Annotated in this window: 23 protein-coding genes; 3 read left to right on the top strand and 20 right to left on the bottom strand. The window is 68.8% G+C overall.

Annotation, left to right across the window (positions count from 1 at the left end):
• Nucleotides 1-3: 3 nt before the first annotated feature.
• On the bottom strand, nt 4-618 hold the full coding sequence (locus JKF87_RS01890) for a DUF2460 domain-containing protein (RefSeq protein WP_201096774.1): 615 nt from the start codon (nt 616-618) through the stop codon (nt 4-6).
• A gap of 161 nt (nt 619-779) precedes the next feature.
• On the opposite strand from JKF87_RS01890, the gene JKF87_RS01885 reads away from it, so the two are divergent.
• Nucleotides 780-1,475 carry a DUF805 domain-containing protein gene (locus JKF87_RS01885; protein ID WP_201096773.1) on the top strand — a complete coding sequence of 232 codons (696 nt, stop codon included), beginning with the start codon at nt 780-782 and terminating at the stop codon, nt 1,473-1,475.
• Nucleotides 1,476-1,513: 38 nt separating this feature from the next.
• On the opposite strand, the gene JKF87_RS01880 is transcribed toward JKF87_RS01885, so the two are convergent.
• The 8 genes from JKF87_RS01880 to JKF87_RS01845 form a co-directional block, all read right to left on the bottom strand.
• Nucleotides 1,514-2,032 carry a phage tail tape measure C-terminal domain-containing protein gene (locus JKF87_RS01880; RefSeq protein ID WP_201096772.1) on the bottom strand — a complete coding sequence of 173 codons (519 nt, stop codon included), beginning with the start codon at nt 2,030-2,032 and terminating at the stop codon, nt 1,514-1,516.
• Nucleotides 2,022-2,213: a phage tail assembly chaperone gene (locus tag JKF87_RS01875; protein WP_307417223.1), complete on the bottom strand. Its 192-nt coding sequence runs from the start codon at nt 2,211-2,213 to the stop codon at nt 2,022-2,024. Before JKF87_RS01875 ends, JKF87_RS01880 begins: the two co-directional genes overlap by 11 nt.
• Nucleotides 2,210-2,506, bottom strand: a complete 297-nt coding sequence (locus tag JKF87_RS01870; protein ID WP_201096771.1) for a GTA-gp10 family protein — start codon at nt 2,504-2,506, stop codon at nt 2,210-2,212. Before JKF87_RS01870 ends, JKF87_RS01875 begins: the two co-directional genes overlap by 4 nt.
• A complete protein-coding gene (locus JKF87_RS01865; RefSeq protein WP_201096770.1) occupies nt 2,506-2,928 on the bottom strand; it encodes a phage major tail protein, TP901-1 family in 423 nt (140 codons plus the stop codon). Before JKF87_RS01865 ends, JKF87_RS01870 begins: the two co-directional genes overlap by 1 nt.
• On the bottom strand, nt 2,928-3,338 hold the full coding sequence (locus tag JKF87_RS01860; protein WP_236261025.1) for a DUF3168 domain-containing protein: 411 nt from the start codon (nt 3,336-3,338) through the stop codon (nt 2,928-2,930). Before JKF87_RS01860 ends, JKF87_RS01865 begins: the two co-directional genes overlap by 1 nt.
• Nucleotides 3,335-3,631 (bottom strand): phage head-tail adapter protein, encoded by a 297-nt coding sequence (locus JKF87_RS01855; protein ID WP_201096768.1) that lies wholly within the window; start codon nt 3,629-3,631, stop codon nt 3,335-3,337. Before JKF87_RS01855 ends, JKF87_RS01860 begins: the two co-directional genes overlap by 4 nt.
• A complete protein-coding gene (locus JKF87_RS01850) occupies nt 3,628-3,894 on the bottom strand; it encodes a head-tail connector protein (RefSeq protein ID WP_201096767.1) in 267 nt (88 codons plus the stop codon). Before JKF87_RS01850 ends, JKF87_RS01855 begins: the two co-directional genes overlap by 4 nt.
• Nucleotides 3,895-4,042: 148 nt before the next feature.
• Entirely contained in the window at nt 4,043-5,281 is a 1,239-nt protein-coding gene (locus tag JKF87_RS01845; protein WP_201096766.1) for a phage major capsid protein, read from the bottom strand.
• Nucleotides 5,282-5,326: 45 nt separating this feature from the next.
• On the opposite strand from JKF87_RS01845, the gene JKF87_RS01840 reads away from it, so the two are divergent.
• A complete protein-coding gene (locus JKF87_RS01840; RefSeq protein ID WP_201096765.1) occupies nt 5,327-5,971 on the top strand; it encodes a hypothetical protein in 645 nt (214 codons plus the stop codon).
• A 7-nt stretch (nt 5,972-5,978) separates the two neighbouring features.
• The gene (locus JKF87_RS01835; protein ID WP_201096764.1) at nt 5,979-6,776 is read left to right on the top strand and encodes a hypothetical protein; all 798 of its coding nucleotides are present in this window, start codon (nt 5,979-5,981) and stop codon (nt 6,774-6,776) included.
• Between the two features lie 178 nt (nt 6,777-6,954).
• Here the strand turns inward: JKF87_RS01835 and JKF87_RS01830 are convergent, their stop codons facing one another.
• From JKF87_RS01830 to JKF87_RS01780, 11 genes are all read right to left on the bottom strand, one after another.
• Nucleotides 6,955-7,470 carry an HK97 family phage prohead protease gene (locus JKF87_RS01830; protein ID WP_201096763.1) on the bottom strand — a complete coding sequence of 172 codons (516 nt, stop codon included), beginning with the start codon at nt 7,468-7,470 and terminating at the stop codon, nt 6,955-6,957.
• Complete coding sequence (locus JKF87_RS01825; RefSeq protein ID WP_201096762.1) at nt 7,467-7,700, bottom strand: hypothetical protein; 234 nt, start codon at nt 7,698-7,700, stop codon at nt 7,467-7,469. Before JKF87_RS01825 ends, JKF87_RS01830 begins: the two co-directional genes overlap by 4 nt.
• A gap of 100 nt (nt 7,701-7,800) precedes the next feature.
• Nucleotides 7,801-8,973, bottom strand: coding sequence for a phage portal protein (locus JKF87_RS01820; RefSeq protein ID WP_201096761.1), 1,173 nt, complete (start codon nt 8,971-8,973; stop codon nt 7,801-7,803).
• Nucleotides 8,974-9,060: 87 nt separating this feature from the next.
• Nucleotides 9,061-10,140 (bottom strand): acyltransferase family protein, encoded by a 1,080-nt coding sequence (locus JKF87_RS01815; RefSeq protein ID WP_201096759.1) that lies wholly within the window; start codon nt 10,138-10,140, stop codon nt 9,061-9,063.
• Nucleotides 10,141-10,178: 38 nt separating this feature from the next.
• Nucleotides 10,179-11,309 carry an SGNH/GDSL hydrolase family protein gene (locus JKF87_RS01810; protein ID WP_201096757.1) on the bottom strand — a complete coding sequence of 377 codons (1,131 nt, stop codon included), beginning with the start codon at nt 11,307-11,309 and terminating at the stop codon, nt 10,179-10,181.
• A complete protein-coding gene (locus JKF87_RS01805; RefSeq protein WP_201096755.1) occupies nt 11,306-11,593 on the bottom strand; it encodes a spike base protein, RCAP_Rcc01079 family in 288 nt (95 codons plus the stop codon). The genes JKF87_RS01810 and JKF87_RS01805 overlap by 4 nt, the downstream gene beginning before the upstream one ends.
• Nucleotides 11,594-11,633: 40 nt before the next feature.
• Entirely contained in the window at nt 11,634-12,821 is a 1,188-nt protein-coding gene (locus tag JKF87_RS01800) for a DNA-packaging protein (RefSeq protein WP_201096753.1), read from the bottom strand.
• A complete protein-coding gene (locus JKF87_RS01795) occupies nt 12,787-13,197 on the bottom strand; it encodes a hypothetical protein (RefSeq protein WP_201096751.1) in 411 nt (136 codons plus the stop codon). Before JKF87_RS01795 ends, JKF87_RS01800 begins: the two co-directional genes overlap by 35 nt.
• Before the next feature lie 118 nt (nt 13,198-13,315).
• Nucleotides 13,316-13,768 (bottom strand): YcgN family cysteine cluster protein, encoded by a 453-nt coding sequence (locus JKF87_RS01790; protein WP_201096749.1) that lies wholly within the window; start codon nt 13,766-13,768, stop codon nt 13,316-13,318.
• A 64-nt stretch (nt 13,769-13,832) separates the two neighbouring features.
• Nucleotides 13,833-14,171, bottom strand: a complete 339-nt coding sequence (locus JKF87_RS01785) for a DMT family transporter (protein ID WP_201096747.1) — start codon at nt 14,169-14,171, stop codon at nt 13,833-13,835.
• Nucleotides 14,168-14,746: a TetR/AcrR family transcriptional regulator gene (locus JKF87_RS01780; RefSeq protein WP_201096745.1), complete on the bottom strand. Its 579-nt coding sequence runs from the start codon at nt 14,744-14,746 to the stop codon at nt 14,168-14,170. Before JKF87_RS01780 ends, JKF87_RS01785 begins: the two co-directional genes overlap by 4 nt.

The raw sequence follows: 14,746 nt of genomic DNA, 5'->3' as shown, positions 1-14,746 counted from the left end.
GGCTCAGCCCCTGACCTCAATCAGAGGAACCGCCGCCATCCGACCGGCTTCAAAACTCTCCAGCGTGGTCTCGATCCGGTCGCTGTCGAACCGCACCGGGGTGTCGAAGTGGAAACCCGCCGTCACCGCCACGCCCGCACCCGGCGCGCTGTTCAGCATCACCTGTCCGGTCGCCGCATCAACCGTGAACCCGGTCGTCTCGACCCCGTTCAGCGCCACCCGCGCCGATCCCGCGACCGGCTTGGTTATGGGCCGCTCGACATCGCCGTATCGCTTGATCAACTGAAACGTCTTTCGCGCGCCGTCGCCCGCACCCAGCGTCTGGTCCGTCGGCGCCGCCACGCCGCCCGGCCTGCAGGATTTGAAATCCGCAAAATCCTTGAACCGGAACCCGTGCAGGCGCCCACGTCGCGCCTCGAAGAAGGCGGTCAGCTCCGCCATGTCGTCCAGCGACCTCAGGTTCGCCCCGATCAGATACCGCCTGCGCCCCAGCGCCCAGGGCGTCGAACGCCGCTCGTGCCCCGACGCCAGGGTCGCAATCTCGGTCCGGCGCTCGACCCCGCCGGTCGATCCGAACGCCAGCCGTGCAGGCAGGCGCACTTCATGAAATGCAGTCATCTTCACCATTTCCATTACGCCGTCGTGCGGCTGGACACAGACAGGCTGCGGGCGCCGCGTTTCGACTGGCGGCCCCTGCGACATCTTGTTCAAAATGCGCCCGTCGTTCATGCTGCGCGTACGGCGACCCCCAGCCGTTCTAGTTTTCAGGAGCGACACGTTTGCGTGGCGAAATTCTCAGTTATGATTCCACCTCCGGCGCCGGGCTGATCAGCGGCGACGACGGTGCGCGCTACAGCTTCACGTCCGAGGCACTGAAATCCCCTGCTGTCCCCGCTGCAGGCGTCCGCGTGGACTTCGTGCCTGAGGGCGAGATCGCCACCCAGATCCTGATCCTGGCCGGCGCCCCCACATCGACCGGCGTGGCAGGCGTTGCGCCCATTCCCGCCGGCACGGGCTTTGATTTCAAATACGCCCTGCTCCAGTTCGACGGCCGCCTGCGCCGCTCGCATTTCTGGATCGGCGTGCTGATCATCTTTGGCATCAACGTCGTGCTGGGCTGGATCCCGCTGATCGGCTTCGTGGCGTCTCTGGCCACCATCTGGGCCAATGTCGCCATTTCGGTGAAGCGCCTGCATGACATGGGCAAGAGCGGCTGGTTCGTGCTCGCCCCCTACGCCATCGGGCTGGTGCTCAGCATCGTCGGCGGCGTCATCTTCTTCGGTGGAATCATGGCCAGCGGCATGTCCGAAAGCTATATCGAGAACAACCCTGCGGCCGTCCTGGGTCTGATGGGTCCGGCATTCGGCCTGTTCGCCCTGGCCGGTCTGGTCGGTTTGGCCTTCCTGCTGTGGATCGGCCTGGTCGACAGCCAGCCGGGCGAAAACCGCTACGGCCCGAACCCCAAGGGCCTCTAAGCTCTTCAGCGCCGCCTCGTGAAAACGGGGCGGCGTTTCTACATCCGGCGCGCACCCAGACTGACGGCCCGCGCCAGCATCTGCGCCACCTGCGCCTCTGATCGCAGCAGGGCCGGAACCCCGCCGTCCACCGACACATTGACCGTCACGCCCGCACCGCCGCCGACCGGTTCGATGGCCCCGCCTGACGCTGGACGAAACACCTCCGGCCCGCGCTCTCCGACCAGATAGGCCCCGCCGCCCAACACCGGCCCGCCGTCCGCTCGCGCCCCGCCGAAACTGCTCATCGCCGCCTGGATCGCGCCGCTCAAGCCACCCTTGGCGCCCGCCGCCGCATTGACCGCGTTCAGCACCGCCCGCGCCAGTTCCGACAGCGACACCTCTCCGTCCGACGCCGCCCGCGCCAGCGACCGGGCCAAACTGCTGCCCGCCCGTCCGAACGCCGTCTCGATGGCGTCGGCGGCGTTCTCCGCCGGGGCCTTCAGCGCCTCCAGCGCCGCTGCGGCCTCCGCCGTCTTCTGCGCCACGTCGTCCATGCGCCGGGTGTCATCCGCCATCGGGCCAGTCCTCCATCAGTTGCTTCAAGGCCTGCCGCCCCATGGGCGTCGTCCCGCCTGGCGCCTCGTTCAGCATCCGCCATTCCTTCAGCGACAGCCGCCAGAAGGCGTCCGGCGGCACGCCGATCTGGGCGGCGATCCTCAGCATCGCGCCCCACGGCGTCACAGCGTGCAGGATCACGCAGCCGCCGCCGCGAAGCCCAGGGCCACAGCCTGAGCCGCTTCGCGCAAATCAATCATTGATTCACCCAGCTGATCCGCCGCCTGCCCCTCGCCGCCCCCGCGCAGCAGGGCCGCCAGAACGATCAGCAGATCGCACGCCGACAGCGCCTTCATCCGCGCCGCCACAGCCGCCAGACCGGCGACGCCCAGACCCGTCTCGATCTCCGCCAGCGCCCCCAACGTCAGACAGACCCGACGCCTTTCGCCGCCCAGAACGACCTCGACCTCGCCCCTCACCCCGTTCGCCGCCATCAGATCGCGCTGAACCCGATGGCGCCTGCGCTGGCCAGGCTCAGGGCGAAGGTCGCCTCCCCCTCATGTTCTCCCGCGTATTCCAGCGCCGCCACCAGGAACGGCCCCTCCAGCACGCCGAAGTCCGGCACCACCAGCCGCCAGCGTTTCGCCGCCTGATCAAAGAAGGCCTCGCGCACCAAGGCGTCCGACGCCGCGTCGCGGAATATGCCCTGCCCCGACACCGCCGCCGACTTCACGCCCGCCCCCGCCAGCAGTTCGCGCCACCGCCCGGCGCTGTCGCCGTCGGTCACATCGACTGTCTTCGCATTCAGCGAAATGGTCCGCGCCCGCAGCCCCGCCACCGTCGTGAACACGCCCGGAGACGTCTCGGGCGCGCCCTCGATCTTCAGCAAGACATCCTTGCCCGCCTGTGCCGCCATCAGTTCTCTCCCGTTTCTTCCGTCACGGCTCTCAGCCGCACCACCGCCCAGGTCCGTCGTCCGTCGCCCGCGCGAAACACCTCGCTGGCGGTCACGCGCAGCGACACCGTCCGCACCCCGTCCGCCTCCAGACGGCCTTCATGCAGACAGGCGCGCACCGCCGCCGCGACCGCCTTGGCCTCTTGCGTTCCTGCGAACCGCGACACGCCGGTCAGGGTCAGGGTCTGTTCGACCCCGCATCCGTCCGCTGCCACCGGGCGGCTGTCGCAACGCCCGATGACCAGATGCGGCAGGTCCGCATCCTCCGGCGCCTGATCCCAGATCCGTCCGCCCAGCAGCGCGTCGGTCGCCACATCCGCCTTCAGCGCCGCCAGCATCGCCTTCTGCAGCGCGTTCTCATGATTGATCATCGCGTCCGCTCCAGTCCCAGCTTCGTCCGACCGGGCCGCAGGTCTTCGACCGTCATCACGGCCCAGTCCGCGCCGCCGAACCTCAGCACCCGCCCGACGGCCAGACGCGGATCGTCGCGCGCCTCCGCCGTCAGGCTCTCGGTCACGCGCCTCTGGTCGCCGTCGCCGCGTTCGCCCCGTCTGCGCGCTCCGCACTTCAGCCAGGTCGATCCGACCGCCTCGAACGTCACGCTGCGCCCGCCATAAGGCGTCTCGGCCTCCACCACCCGATACAGCCCGGCCAGCACCCTCACAGCCGCACCACGCGGTAAGGCGCCAGCCAGGCCTCGACCGGGGCCATCGCCATCTCCGGCTCGCCCCGCTCATAGGCCCTCAACGCCAGCATCAGGATCGCCAGCCGCAGCGGCGCGGGCGAGGTCGACGTCAGGCTCAGCCCCACATCCCCCTCCACCCGCGCCCTGGCCGCCTCGATCAGCGTCTGGATCAGACCGTCCTCGGCCTCATGCTCGACGCGCAAAAACAGCTTCGCCTCCGCCAGCGTCACCGGTGCGGCCATGGAAATCTCGCTTTGCTCGATAGTGGCGAGTGGCGTGTGACGAGCGACGAGCATCGCCCTAATCAATGCCGCACATCGCCGGTTGGTCATCGAACGAATGGGCGAGCGGCTCTCGCCACTCGCCACTCGCTGCTCATCACTGCCGCCGTCAGGCGGCCGCGAACTTCATCACCTTGATGGCGTCAAAGTTCTGCACCCCGCCGCCTACGCGCTTGGTCGTGTAGAACAGCACATAGGGCTTGGCCGAATAGGGATCGCGCAGCACCCGCACCCCCGCCCGATCCACGATCAGATAGCCGCGCTGGAAATCGCCGAACGCGATCGACAGGCTGTTGGCCGCCACATCCGGCATGGTCTCGATCTCGGTGACCGGATAGCCCAGCAGGGACGCCGTCTCGCCCAGCCGCGTCGCCGGCTGCCAGATGTAGTTGCCGTCCGCGTCCTTGAACTTGCGCACGCTGGACACCGTCTTGCGGTTCATCACGAAACGGCCGTTCGGACGGTACTGGGCCTTGGGCGCATAGATCAGGTCGATCAGCTTGTCCGCCGGGCTGGTCGTCGCAAAACCACCCGCCGCGCCCGAGGCGACATAGCCGATCTGCCCCCAGGTCTGACCCGCATCCGCCACCGTCGCATAGCTCAGGAAGCCGCGCGGCTTGTTGGTCCCGTCGCCGTTGACGAAGGCCTGGGTCTCCTGCGCCGCAAAGGCGTCCTCGACCTCGGCGGCCAGCCATTCGTCCAGATCGACCATGGCGTCGTCCAGCAGGGCCTGGGTCGCCGCGGGATTGGCGTACAGGTCCGCCGACGGGAACTCCAGCAGGGCCAGGGTCGCCGGGTCCGTCTCGGGGCGCGCGGCCGTCTCCGCCACCCAGCCCGAGGCCACGCCCGCCGTCGAGACCGGCTTTCTGAACACGCCCGCCGCCACCGTGCGGACCGTGGCGATCTCACGCATCGGCGACGCCGCCATCAGGCGACGCTCGATGGCCCGCTCAGTCTCATACGGCACGACATAGCCGCCCGAGGTCGCGCCGCTGGACAGGCCCGCCTTGGTCTCCAGACCGTGCGCCAATTGAGGGGAGTGACCCGTCTTCAGATAGCCGTCCCACGCCGCCTTGGCCTCCGGCGCAGCCGCCGGTTCAATGGGTTCGCCGCCGATGAGCGGACGACGGTTCTGGCTCATCACCCGGTCCAGACGCGACTGGGCCGCCGCCACCGCCTGGTCGATGCGCGCCACCTTCTCCTCCAGCAGCGTATCGGCGCAGGCCTTCTTCTCGATCTCGCCCAGACGGGCGTCATTCGCCCCTTTGAACGCCTCGAACGCGGCCATCATCTCATGCATGGCGGCGCGCGCTTCCGGCGAGGCGGAAGCCTGTTTGGTCTCTTTCATGATGTCTCCGGTTGAAGAACCGCAGTTTGCGGTTAGGGTCGGGGCGTGACCCGCACGTCCCCGAAATTGTTGAACGCGCTTCGGCGTTCCTGGCTGTTCAAGCTGTTCTGGGGCCTGCTGCCGCTAGGGATGCTGACCGTGTTCGCCCTCGCCACAAACTCGCAGTTCATCACTCTCGACGAGGAGAACTGGCTGCTGAAGCTGCTTCCATTCGTTCCAGCCCTGATCGCCTTCCTCATCGGCTGGCTGCAATGGCCCGCACAACGCGCACGCAACCGCGCCCTGCCGGTTCTACATCGCTTGCAGATGTCGGATCGGCCCGATCCCGTGCCGGTCGGCCAGTTTCTGCGCATCGACGAACAACCGCCCATCGAAAGCCTGCCGCCATTCCTACAGTCGCTTGTCGTCAACTGGGGCGGGCCGGTTCCCCGCCTGATTTCTGTCCTGATCGACGTACTGTTCCTGTTGGCGATCGGATCGCTGGTGTTCATATCCACGATCACAGACCCGCTGGGGCGGCTGTCTCAGTGGCTGAACCGCCCCCTGCCTCTGACCTACTGGCCGGTCTTCTTCACTCTGATGGGCGTGGCGCTCCTGATCGGCCAATGGCTATCGCTGCGCCAGATGCACGATCATTACGTCACCACGGCCAAGAAAACCGGCCGCCATCCCTTTCCCTCTACGCGTTGATCTAGTGATGGCCCACCTGACGCCCCTCGAAAGCGCCGTCCTGGACGCCATGGTCTGGCAGATGGGCGACAGCGTGCCCGATCTGGCGGCCCAGATCGCCTCGGGCTCGGTCGGTCTGCGCCGCAACACCGGCGCGGGCCTGTACGCCCAGTTCAACGCCGATCCGAACCGACGCACCGACAATCCCGACGCCACCGGCCTGTTCGGCACGGTTCATGTCATGGTCGGCGACCTGCCTGATCCTGTCGGCTTCCAGATCGAACTGCGGCAAGGGCGGCTGACGGCCCTGCACGGCCAAAGCTATAGTCAGGACACGCGCGGCCTGGACTTCGCCACTTTTCCCTTCGGTGATGTCTTCATCGTGGATGAACAGGGCCGGTCCGTCCTTTACCACCCCGCCCGACGCGCGCCGGAACCAGCCGTCGCCAAACCGAAACGCCAAACCCAGCCCGCGGCCCAACCCCAGCCTCGCTCAAGGCCTCAGGACCAGGCGCACGCCGTCGCCTCCGAGCCCGCGCCCCACACCGCCACACCCCCTGGTTTTGCAGAAATGCTGGCGGGCCTGTCGGACCCGTCGACTTCGGCGGCGGGACGGCTGGCCCTGGTCTATCTGGGCGCATACGCCCTCGCCCTGATCTTCGTCCTGTTCGTCAGGGCCACGCTGCACACCGGCTGGATATTCGCCATCATCGTCGCCTTCTGGGGACTGCGCCTCATCCACGGCAAGAAGGGCCGCGCGGTGATGGCCAATTTCGCCGATCAGTTGGACCGCCAGGGCGTCTTCCAGACCCTCAAACCGCGCTGAACGCCCGCTTCGCCTTGCAATCCAGAACCACCGCCCCATGTCGGGCGGACAACCGGAGCGCACATGTTTGGTCTTTTCTTTCATCCCAGGCGTTCGGATGACGGTCGCCCCGTCGCCGTCCGCGTCGTCGCCGGCCAACTGCGGGGCGAAACGACGGACTCGCCGCCGCCAGTGACGCTTACCCCCTTGACCGCCCCGCCCCCTGGGAAGGCCTGAACCGCGCGCCCGGCAGCATCGGAAACGTCACCAGCGACACCTCCCACAGGTCCACCCCGCTCAGCACCCGCAGCCGCCCCTGGCGCCGCGACCGCGCGGTGCGATAGCCGATGGACAGGCCGTCCATTGCGCCTGCCCGGCTAAGGGCGGCGGCGAAGCGGGCCTCGGCGGACCAGTCTTCGATCCGTCCGCGCACGAACAGGCCGCGTTCGTCCTCAACGATGTCCTGCCACACCCCGACGACCGTGCGGGCGTCATGCTGGCTCAGCATCCGCACCCCTTGCGCGCCCGTCCGCGCCAGACTGTCGGCGAAGGCGCCCGCCTGCACCACGTCCCCGTTCAGGTCCGCCACGCCCCACAGGGAGGCGTAGCCTTCGATATTTAGTGGCGAGTGACGCGTGGCGAGTGACGGGCGACCAGTTCCTCCCGCCGCTCTGATTTCATCTTCACCACTCGTCCTTCGCTGCTCGCCGCTCATCTCGCGCCCTCCAATCGCCGCTCGATCCGCTCCACAGCCGCCGCCGTCGCCTCGCCCTGCGTCTCCAGCCGCGCCAGCCGCTCGGCGACCAGCCTCTGCTCCCCGACCCGCTGCTCCAGCGTCGCAATCCGCGCAGCCGCGCCTCCGGCCCAGACCAGTCCGCCCACCGTCTGCACAACCACCGCTATCAGCAGCGCCGTTGGCACGCGCCGGATGTGATGTTCGGTCATTATCGCCTCCCTTGAAGCGGCCAGGAAGAGTGGCGCGACGAGGCGACCGCGTCGCCTTCACCCATCATCTTCTCGCCACTGACCACTCGTCACTCGTCACTCAACGCCCCAGCCCCGCCATCTGGCGCCGCTCGTCCTCAGTCAGGAAGCTGGCCGCCTCCAGCCGCGCCCACAGAGCGTCGCGTTCAGGCTGCAGCGCGGGCACGGCGTCCAGATCGGCCCGGATATCGCAATCGGGGAACCGCTCGCCCAGCCAGCCCGTCATCGCCCCCGCCGCCTTCCTGACCAGCGGGATCACCGTCTGGCGCCAGAAGGCCGCATTGGCCTCGCGATAGTTGGCGTAGGTCGAATCTCCCGGCGCCCCCAGCAGCTGGGGCGGCACCCCGAAGGCCAGGGCGATCTCGCGCGCCGCCGCATGTTTGCCGGCGACAAAATCCATCTCGGCGGGCGTCAGGCTCAGCGGTTTCCAGTCCATGCCGCCTTCCAGCAGGATCGGCCGCCCGGCGTTGGCCGCGCCGGAGTAGACACCTGAAAGTTGGTCCTTCAGCGCCTCGAACTGACTGTCGGTCAGCCGCTCTCCGTCCCGCGCGCCGTAAACCAGCGCCCCGCTGGGCCGGGCCGCATTGTCCAGCATGGCCTTGTTCCAGGCGCCCGACGCATTGTGCGCGTCCACACCCTGCGCCGCCGCCTCCAGCGGCGACAGCCCGTACCAGTCGTCCAGCGGGTGCCACAGCTTCAGATGCATCACCGGCGCCCATCCGTCAGCCGCCCGCGCGATCCGCACCGCGCGCCCGTCGACTGAATAGTCCCACGCCTCGGGCCAGCCCGACCGGCCCGGCACCACCTTCACCCGGTCGGACCGCAGCGCCCACAACTCGTCCGGCGCCCCATCGCCGTCGGCATCGCCGGTCGCCTCGACATAGGCGTTGCCGGACACCTGCAGCGCGCCATAGACCGCCTCCATCAGCTCGGCTCCCGACTGCTCCGGGTTGGGCCGACGCATCAGCCTGGCCAGCGGGTGGCTGTCGTCGCGCACCCCGCCGACGAACACCACAAAGGGCGCGGCGGCGGCGGCCTCGGCGATCATGCGGATGCAGCGATAGGCCACCGCATTCTTCTGATAGCCTTCGCGCGCCAGGCTGGCGTAGTCGTTGGGCGTCCACCGCGCCCGTCCCACGCTGGAAAAGGCGACCACCGCCCCGGCCCGGCTCTCCTTGACCTCGGGCGCAGAAGCCTGCGCCGATCGGCCGAACGGCCATCGGATCGAAACCATCAAAATCTCCTGAAATTCCTGTCCCTTGCCCCTGTGGGAGAAGGTGGCCCGCAGGGCCGGATGAGGGTTCGTCTGCGCCCCAGATTCCTACGCGACCGGGCGACGAAGCCTCGCATCAAGCGGCGCAGGTGCATTTCCGCTCATCAGCCTCAGCAGCGGCGTCTCGACCCACAGATGCACCACCGCGCCCGCCGCCAGACTGGCGATGATCGTCAACACCACCACCGCATCGCCCGGCGCGCTGACCCCGGCCATCTCGAACAGCCGCCCCAGCGCCCGGATCACCAGCACATGGACCAGATAGACGGCGTAGGAGGCGTCTCCCATGAAGATCAGGCGCCGCCGCCACGGCCCCGGCGCCTGATACATCCGCTCCATCCGCACCAGACCCAGCACCAGCAGGCCGCTGGGCAGGCCCCAGACAGCTGCCCGCATCAGGCCGGTCCACGGATCATTCAGCGCCGCCTCGCCGCCGACGCCGCCGTATCCGAACACCAGCCCCAGTCCGAACCCCGCCAGCGCCAGCCCCACGGCCCACACGCCCGCCCGTCGGGGCAGCCGCCGCCAGATCAAGGCGACGCCGACGCCCAGCAGGAACTCCAGCACAATCGGCGCCCCGACAAACCTCAGCACCGGCGACGCCAGAACCAGACCCGCCGCCATCATCGCCAGATAGGCCCCGACCAGCGCCCATCCCACCCGGCGTCCGCCGACGATGGCCAACCCGAACGCGGCGTAGAACAGCATCTCGAAACACAGACTCCATCCCGGCCCCAGGGCGGGAAACGTCATGCTCAGTCCGCTGAACGGCCAGAACAGAAAGGTCGCGGTCGCCACCTCGGGGCTCAGCGTCCCGCCCCGCGCCATCCCGATCAGGATCGGCACGGACAGCAGCCAGTAGATCGGCGCCACCCTTCGGAACCGCCGCCACAGGAAGCCCCCGGCAGCCGCCAGTCCCGCCTGGCCGCGCGTCGTCGTCGCAATGATGAAGCCGCTGATGACGAAGAAGATGTCGACGCCCACGGCGCCGAAATTCTCCAGCCCCCCGCCCGCCAGAACCGTCTCCAGCCCCAGCCGCGTCACCGCCAGATCGACCGAATGGGCCGTGACGACCAGACCCGCCGCCACGAAGCGCAACACCTGGATGTTGTCGTACCGTCCCCCCATGCGTCACGGCTAACACCTGACGCGATCCAGACTCAACCTCAGATCATCACCCGCGCCTTTACGGCCTCCGCGATCCGCGCCTGGCCCGCCGCATTGGGATGGACGGCGTCGAACATCAGGCCGGGGGCGAAGCCGCCTCCAAACAGGGCCGCCCCGTCAATCGGCGCCGCCAGCCCCTTCGCCGTCGCCACCTCCACGGCCGCCGCCGCAATCGCCTGCTGCGCCGGATAGGCCGCCTTGCCCTGCGCCGGGTCCGACGGCGTCCCCGTCATCATCAGCACATCGCCGCTCAGCAACGCCCGATCGACCAGCAAGCCCATCTGCGTCTTGTAGGCGGCGGGCGTCGTCGCATTGTTCCAGTCGTTGATGGTCAGGCAGATCACCGTCAGGTCCGCCCCCACCGTCGGCAGACCGCCATAGGCGCGGTAAACCTGATCCGTCGTCGTCCAGTCCGCGACCCTGGAGCCGCCCCAGCCCGCGTTGATCACCTGCACCCGCCGCAGTTCGGACTTCCACGCCACCCCGCCCGCGATGAAGATTCCACCGCCTGACCGTCGCCGCAGAGAGATCGGCCCCGTCGTCTCGGGGAAACTGATCGTATGCCGCTCCAGCGCGGGCGGCTTCATCGTGTCGATGATCCCGCGCTCCACGCCGTCCGTCTCCACCGCGATCACGCCCAGCAGGGTGTTGCACACGGCATAGACGTCGAACCTGTCCACCGGCCCGTCCGGCTGAAAGCTCCAGACATCGGCTCCCCAGTCGGGGGTCGAAAACAGCTTGCCCCCCAGACTGGTCAGGGTGGTGACGCTCCAACCGCTGCCCAGACTGACGCGCGGGTCATAGGCGCCATAGCCGCCGGTCGCCAGATCACCCGCACCGGCCCCCGCCACCGACGCCGCCGACGCAGGCAGTCCCCCGGCCTGCATCAGGTCCGCCAACCGCCGGGGCCAGGCGGCGGCGCGCCCGTCCGGCGTCCATCCGCCGGAAACGGCGCCGAACCCCTGGGCCACGCTGTCGCCGATCACCAGCAGCCGGGCGTCCCTCTGCCCCGCCAGCATGGCTCGAACCGCCGCCGACCAGCGGGGCAGATCGGGCTTGTCGAACACGGGCCGGGCGGGCGCCAGCGCACCGCCTGCCGCTGCTGTCCGCGCATTGACCGGCAGGCTCAATCGAACACCGCCACGATCTGGGCCGCCGTGGTGCCGGTCGCCAGCACCCGGCGCACCTGCACCGGCAGCCAGCCGGTCGGATGGTTGGCGAAGGTCACGGCCTCCGCATCCTGCGCCCCCGTCGGCAGCACGCGCACATTGCCCGCCGCCCCGACATACAGCGCCTTGGCGTAGTTCGGCAGGTCCGACGCATCACTGGGCGTCACCGTCGCCGCGCGTCGGGCCGGGCCGCTCGCGTCCCGCCCATGGCTCAGCAATCCGTCCCGTTCGGGAATGGCCGGCATATCGTCTCTCCTGGTCAAAAATCCTGGACGGCGGACAGCGCTAAAGCGCCCTCATCCTTGGTCCCGCCTTGCGCGCCTGCAACATCAGCCGCGTGATCGCCCACACCAGGGCGTCGGCGCGGTCAGGCGATTTTCCGCCTTCGCATCCCAGCCCCAGCATCTCTTCCTCCAGCGCCGGGAAGTCCCCGCAGTGGACCATCCGCCCCTGTTCGTACAGCAGGGCCACCGGCTCGGCCCGCGCCGCCTTGGAGCGTGAGGCGTGAACCAGTTTCACCGGCGCCGGACATCCCGCCTGCACCAGAACCGTGCGCACCATCTCCCCGCCCTGGTTGGCCTCCGCCGTCACCTCGTGGGCGCCGAACGAATCGACCGCCGCCGTGACGGCCCCCGCCCATCCGCCCGGCGACAGGCCCTGCACCGTCCGGTCCGCCAGAACAAAGGCCCGTTCCTCGCGCCGTGCGGCCACCACGATGCCGCACGCGTCGCCGCTCGCCGTGGCGGACGGGTCGACCGCCACCACCACCCGGTCCAGCTCCGCAGGCCGCGCGCCCCGCGCCCGCTTCAGATCCTCGATGCGGAACAGGGCGCCCTCGCCCTCGACCACCAGCCCCTCCAGCTCCTGCGCCTCCAGACGCGTTCCGCCGTACAGCGCCTTCAGATGGGCCAGAAAGCCGGGCGACAGGTTCTGCGCGTTCGCCTGCGTCCCCGCCCGGTCCGTCACCGTCCCGTCCTCGGCCATCAGCTTTCTCAGCGCCGGGATCGGGCGGGGCGTCGTCGTCACCGTCAGCCGCGGCTCCTGCCCCAGCCTCAGCCCGAACCTCAGGTTCGCCAGCACCGCCTCGGGGTTCCGCCAGGCGCAGAACTCGTCGGCCCAGGCATAGTGGAACTGCGGCCCGCGCAGGCTGTCGGGGTCTTCGGCCGAAAACGCATAGGCCGCCGATCCGCTCTCGGGCCACACCAGCCTGCGCCGCCCCGCCTCCCAGCGCGGCCGCTCGCCCGCGGGCGTCAGGCTTTTCAACCCCGACACCCCCTCCACCATCACCTCGCGCACGTCATGCAGCGCCGGTGCGATCAGGGCGAAGTTGCGTTTCTCCTGCCGCGCCAGGGCGTCGATCCAGACGGCCCCGGCGAAGGTCTTGCCCGACCCGCGCCCGCCCAGCAGCAGCCAGGTGCGCCAGTCGTCGTCCTGCGGCTCAATCTGGTGTTTGGCGATCTGGCAGCGGCGCATTTCCCGCCTTAGCTCGCGCCCGCTCAGCAGCCTCGGCTCGCTTCTCTTCCAGAATGCGGTCGAGGCGTTCGTGGTGGGCGCACAGTTCGGCGCGCAGTCGTTCGTCCTCTTCGGGATCGAAGTGTTCACCGCCCATCTCATCCTCTTCAGTTTTGCGTTCGGGGCGGGACTTCAGCGCGTCCACCGCCTTGGCCGCCCGCGCGATCACGCCTGCGGCCCGCGCCAGCTTCTCGGCCTCGGCGACGGTCGTCGGGGTCGGCGTTTCGCACACCGCCTGAACCGCCTCCTCGACCTTGGCTGTCAGTCGTTCCCGGACGTGATCCAGCCACCCGGCGCCTGCGCCCCCGGCCCCCGTCTCTTCCCCATTTCCCGCCATGCACAAACCATAGCGCACCAACGTCCTCAGGCGCGCAGATCGCCTCGAGAAACCGCCAAGTCCATGATCTTTAAGGATTCAGACCAGCGTCATTGCGCGCGCTGGCCCGAAAAACCCGTCAGCCGCGCTCCAGCGACCACTCCGGCGCCTCGAAATCCAGCGCGTCTTCCGGTTGGGCCAGCGCCAGTTCCGAGATCGTCTGCCCGCGGATCGACACGCCGGCCGTATGCACCGTCTCGCGGCTGCCCGAGATCAGGTGATGCCACGCCGCCAGCGGCCGCCCCTCATGCAGCCGGCGATAGGCGCACGACTTGGGCATCCACCCCAACTGCTCGATATTGTTCGGCGTCAGCTTGATGCAGTCGGGCACCTGGGCGTTCCGGTTCGCATAGTCGGAACAGCTGCAGGCCTGCGGGTCGAACAGCTTGCAGTGCACCCGCGTCGGCACGACCTCGCCCGTGTCCTCGTCCTCGAACCGGATCAGGCAGCACAGGCCGCACCCGTCGCACAGGTCCTCCCACTCACGCGGGGACATTTCGGCCAGGGTCTTGGTCTGCCAGTAGGGCTGCATGGCGCGCCTCATACGCGCCGATCCACCCAATGTCGCCCCCTCACTCGTCAGCGGCGGCCCAGGATCAGTGCGACACGGCCTTGGAGAACAGGTTGATCACCACCACCCCGCCGACGATCATGGTCAGACCGATGACGGCGGCCAGGTCCAGCCGCTGCTTGAACAGCACCAGCCCGATCACCGAGATCGCCACCACGCCCAGCCCGCTCCAGATCGCATAGGCGATCCCCACCGGCATCTGTTTCAGCGCGATCGACAACAGGTAAAACGCCAGCCCGTAGCAGAGCGCCATCCCCGCCGTCGGCCACGGCCGGGTGAACTGCTGGCTCTGGTTCAGCAGGGTCGTCCCCACCACTTCCAACGCAATGGCGCCCGACAGGGCCGCCCATGTGACGGGGCTCACAGGTCGTTCGCCGTCAGCATCTGGCCGGGGGTCAACAGCATCAGCAGCGCCTGCCTCTGCTCCTGCGACACCGGGTGGGTGCCGAACAGATCAGACATCCACAACCCGTCCGCAATCAGCCGCAACAGCAGGGCGTCATCCGCCCCCACCGGATCGGCGGGGTCGTCGCGCCGGATCCGCTCGATCCACCTGTTCCAGCGTTGCGACAGCGACGGGTCGATGGCGCAGGCGGCCAGCACCACCCGGCCGATGCTGACATCCTGGGGCGTCACCGGCTCGTTCACCACCGAGCGCAGATAGGCCCGCGCATTGCGGCCATACGGCTCCGGGTCGCGCCGCGCCTCGGCCAGAACGGCGTCGCTGTGCATCTGCCCCAGATGGTCGATCATGCCTTCCAGCAGGGCCTTTTTGGTCGGGAAATGATGCAGAACCGCGCCCTTGCTGACCGTGGTTCGCGCCGCCACCGCGTCCAGGGTGAAGCCGCTCGCCCCCAGCTCAGCCGCCACCTCCAGCGCCTTGTCCAGGATTTCAGTTCTGGTCGTGTCGGGCGCCCGGCGGCGTGTCGTCGTGTCCAT

It is taken from the genome of Brevundimonas nasdae (assembly GCF_016654005.1).
In the GTDB taxonomy this organism is placed as follows: Bacteria; Pseudomonadota; Alphaproteobacteria; order Caulobacterales; family Caulobacteraceae; genus Brevundimonas; species Brevundimonas nasdae.
Note: the sequence above shows the minus strand (reverse complement) of the source record. Positions and strands in the feature narration are given on the sequence as shown.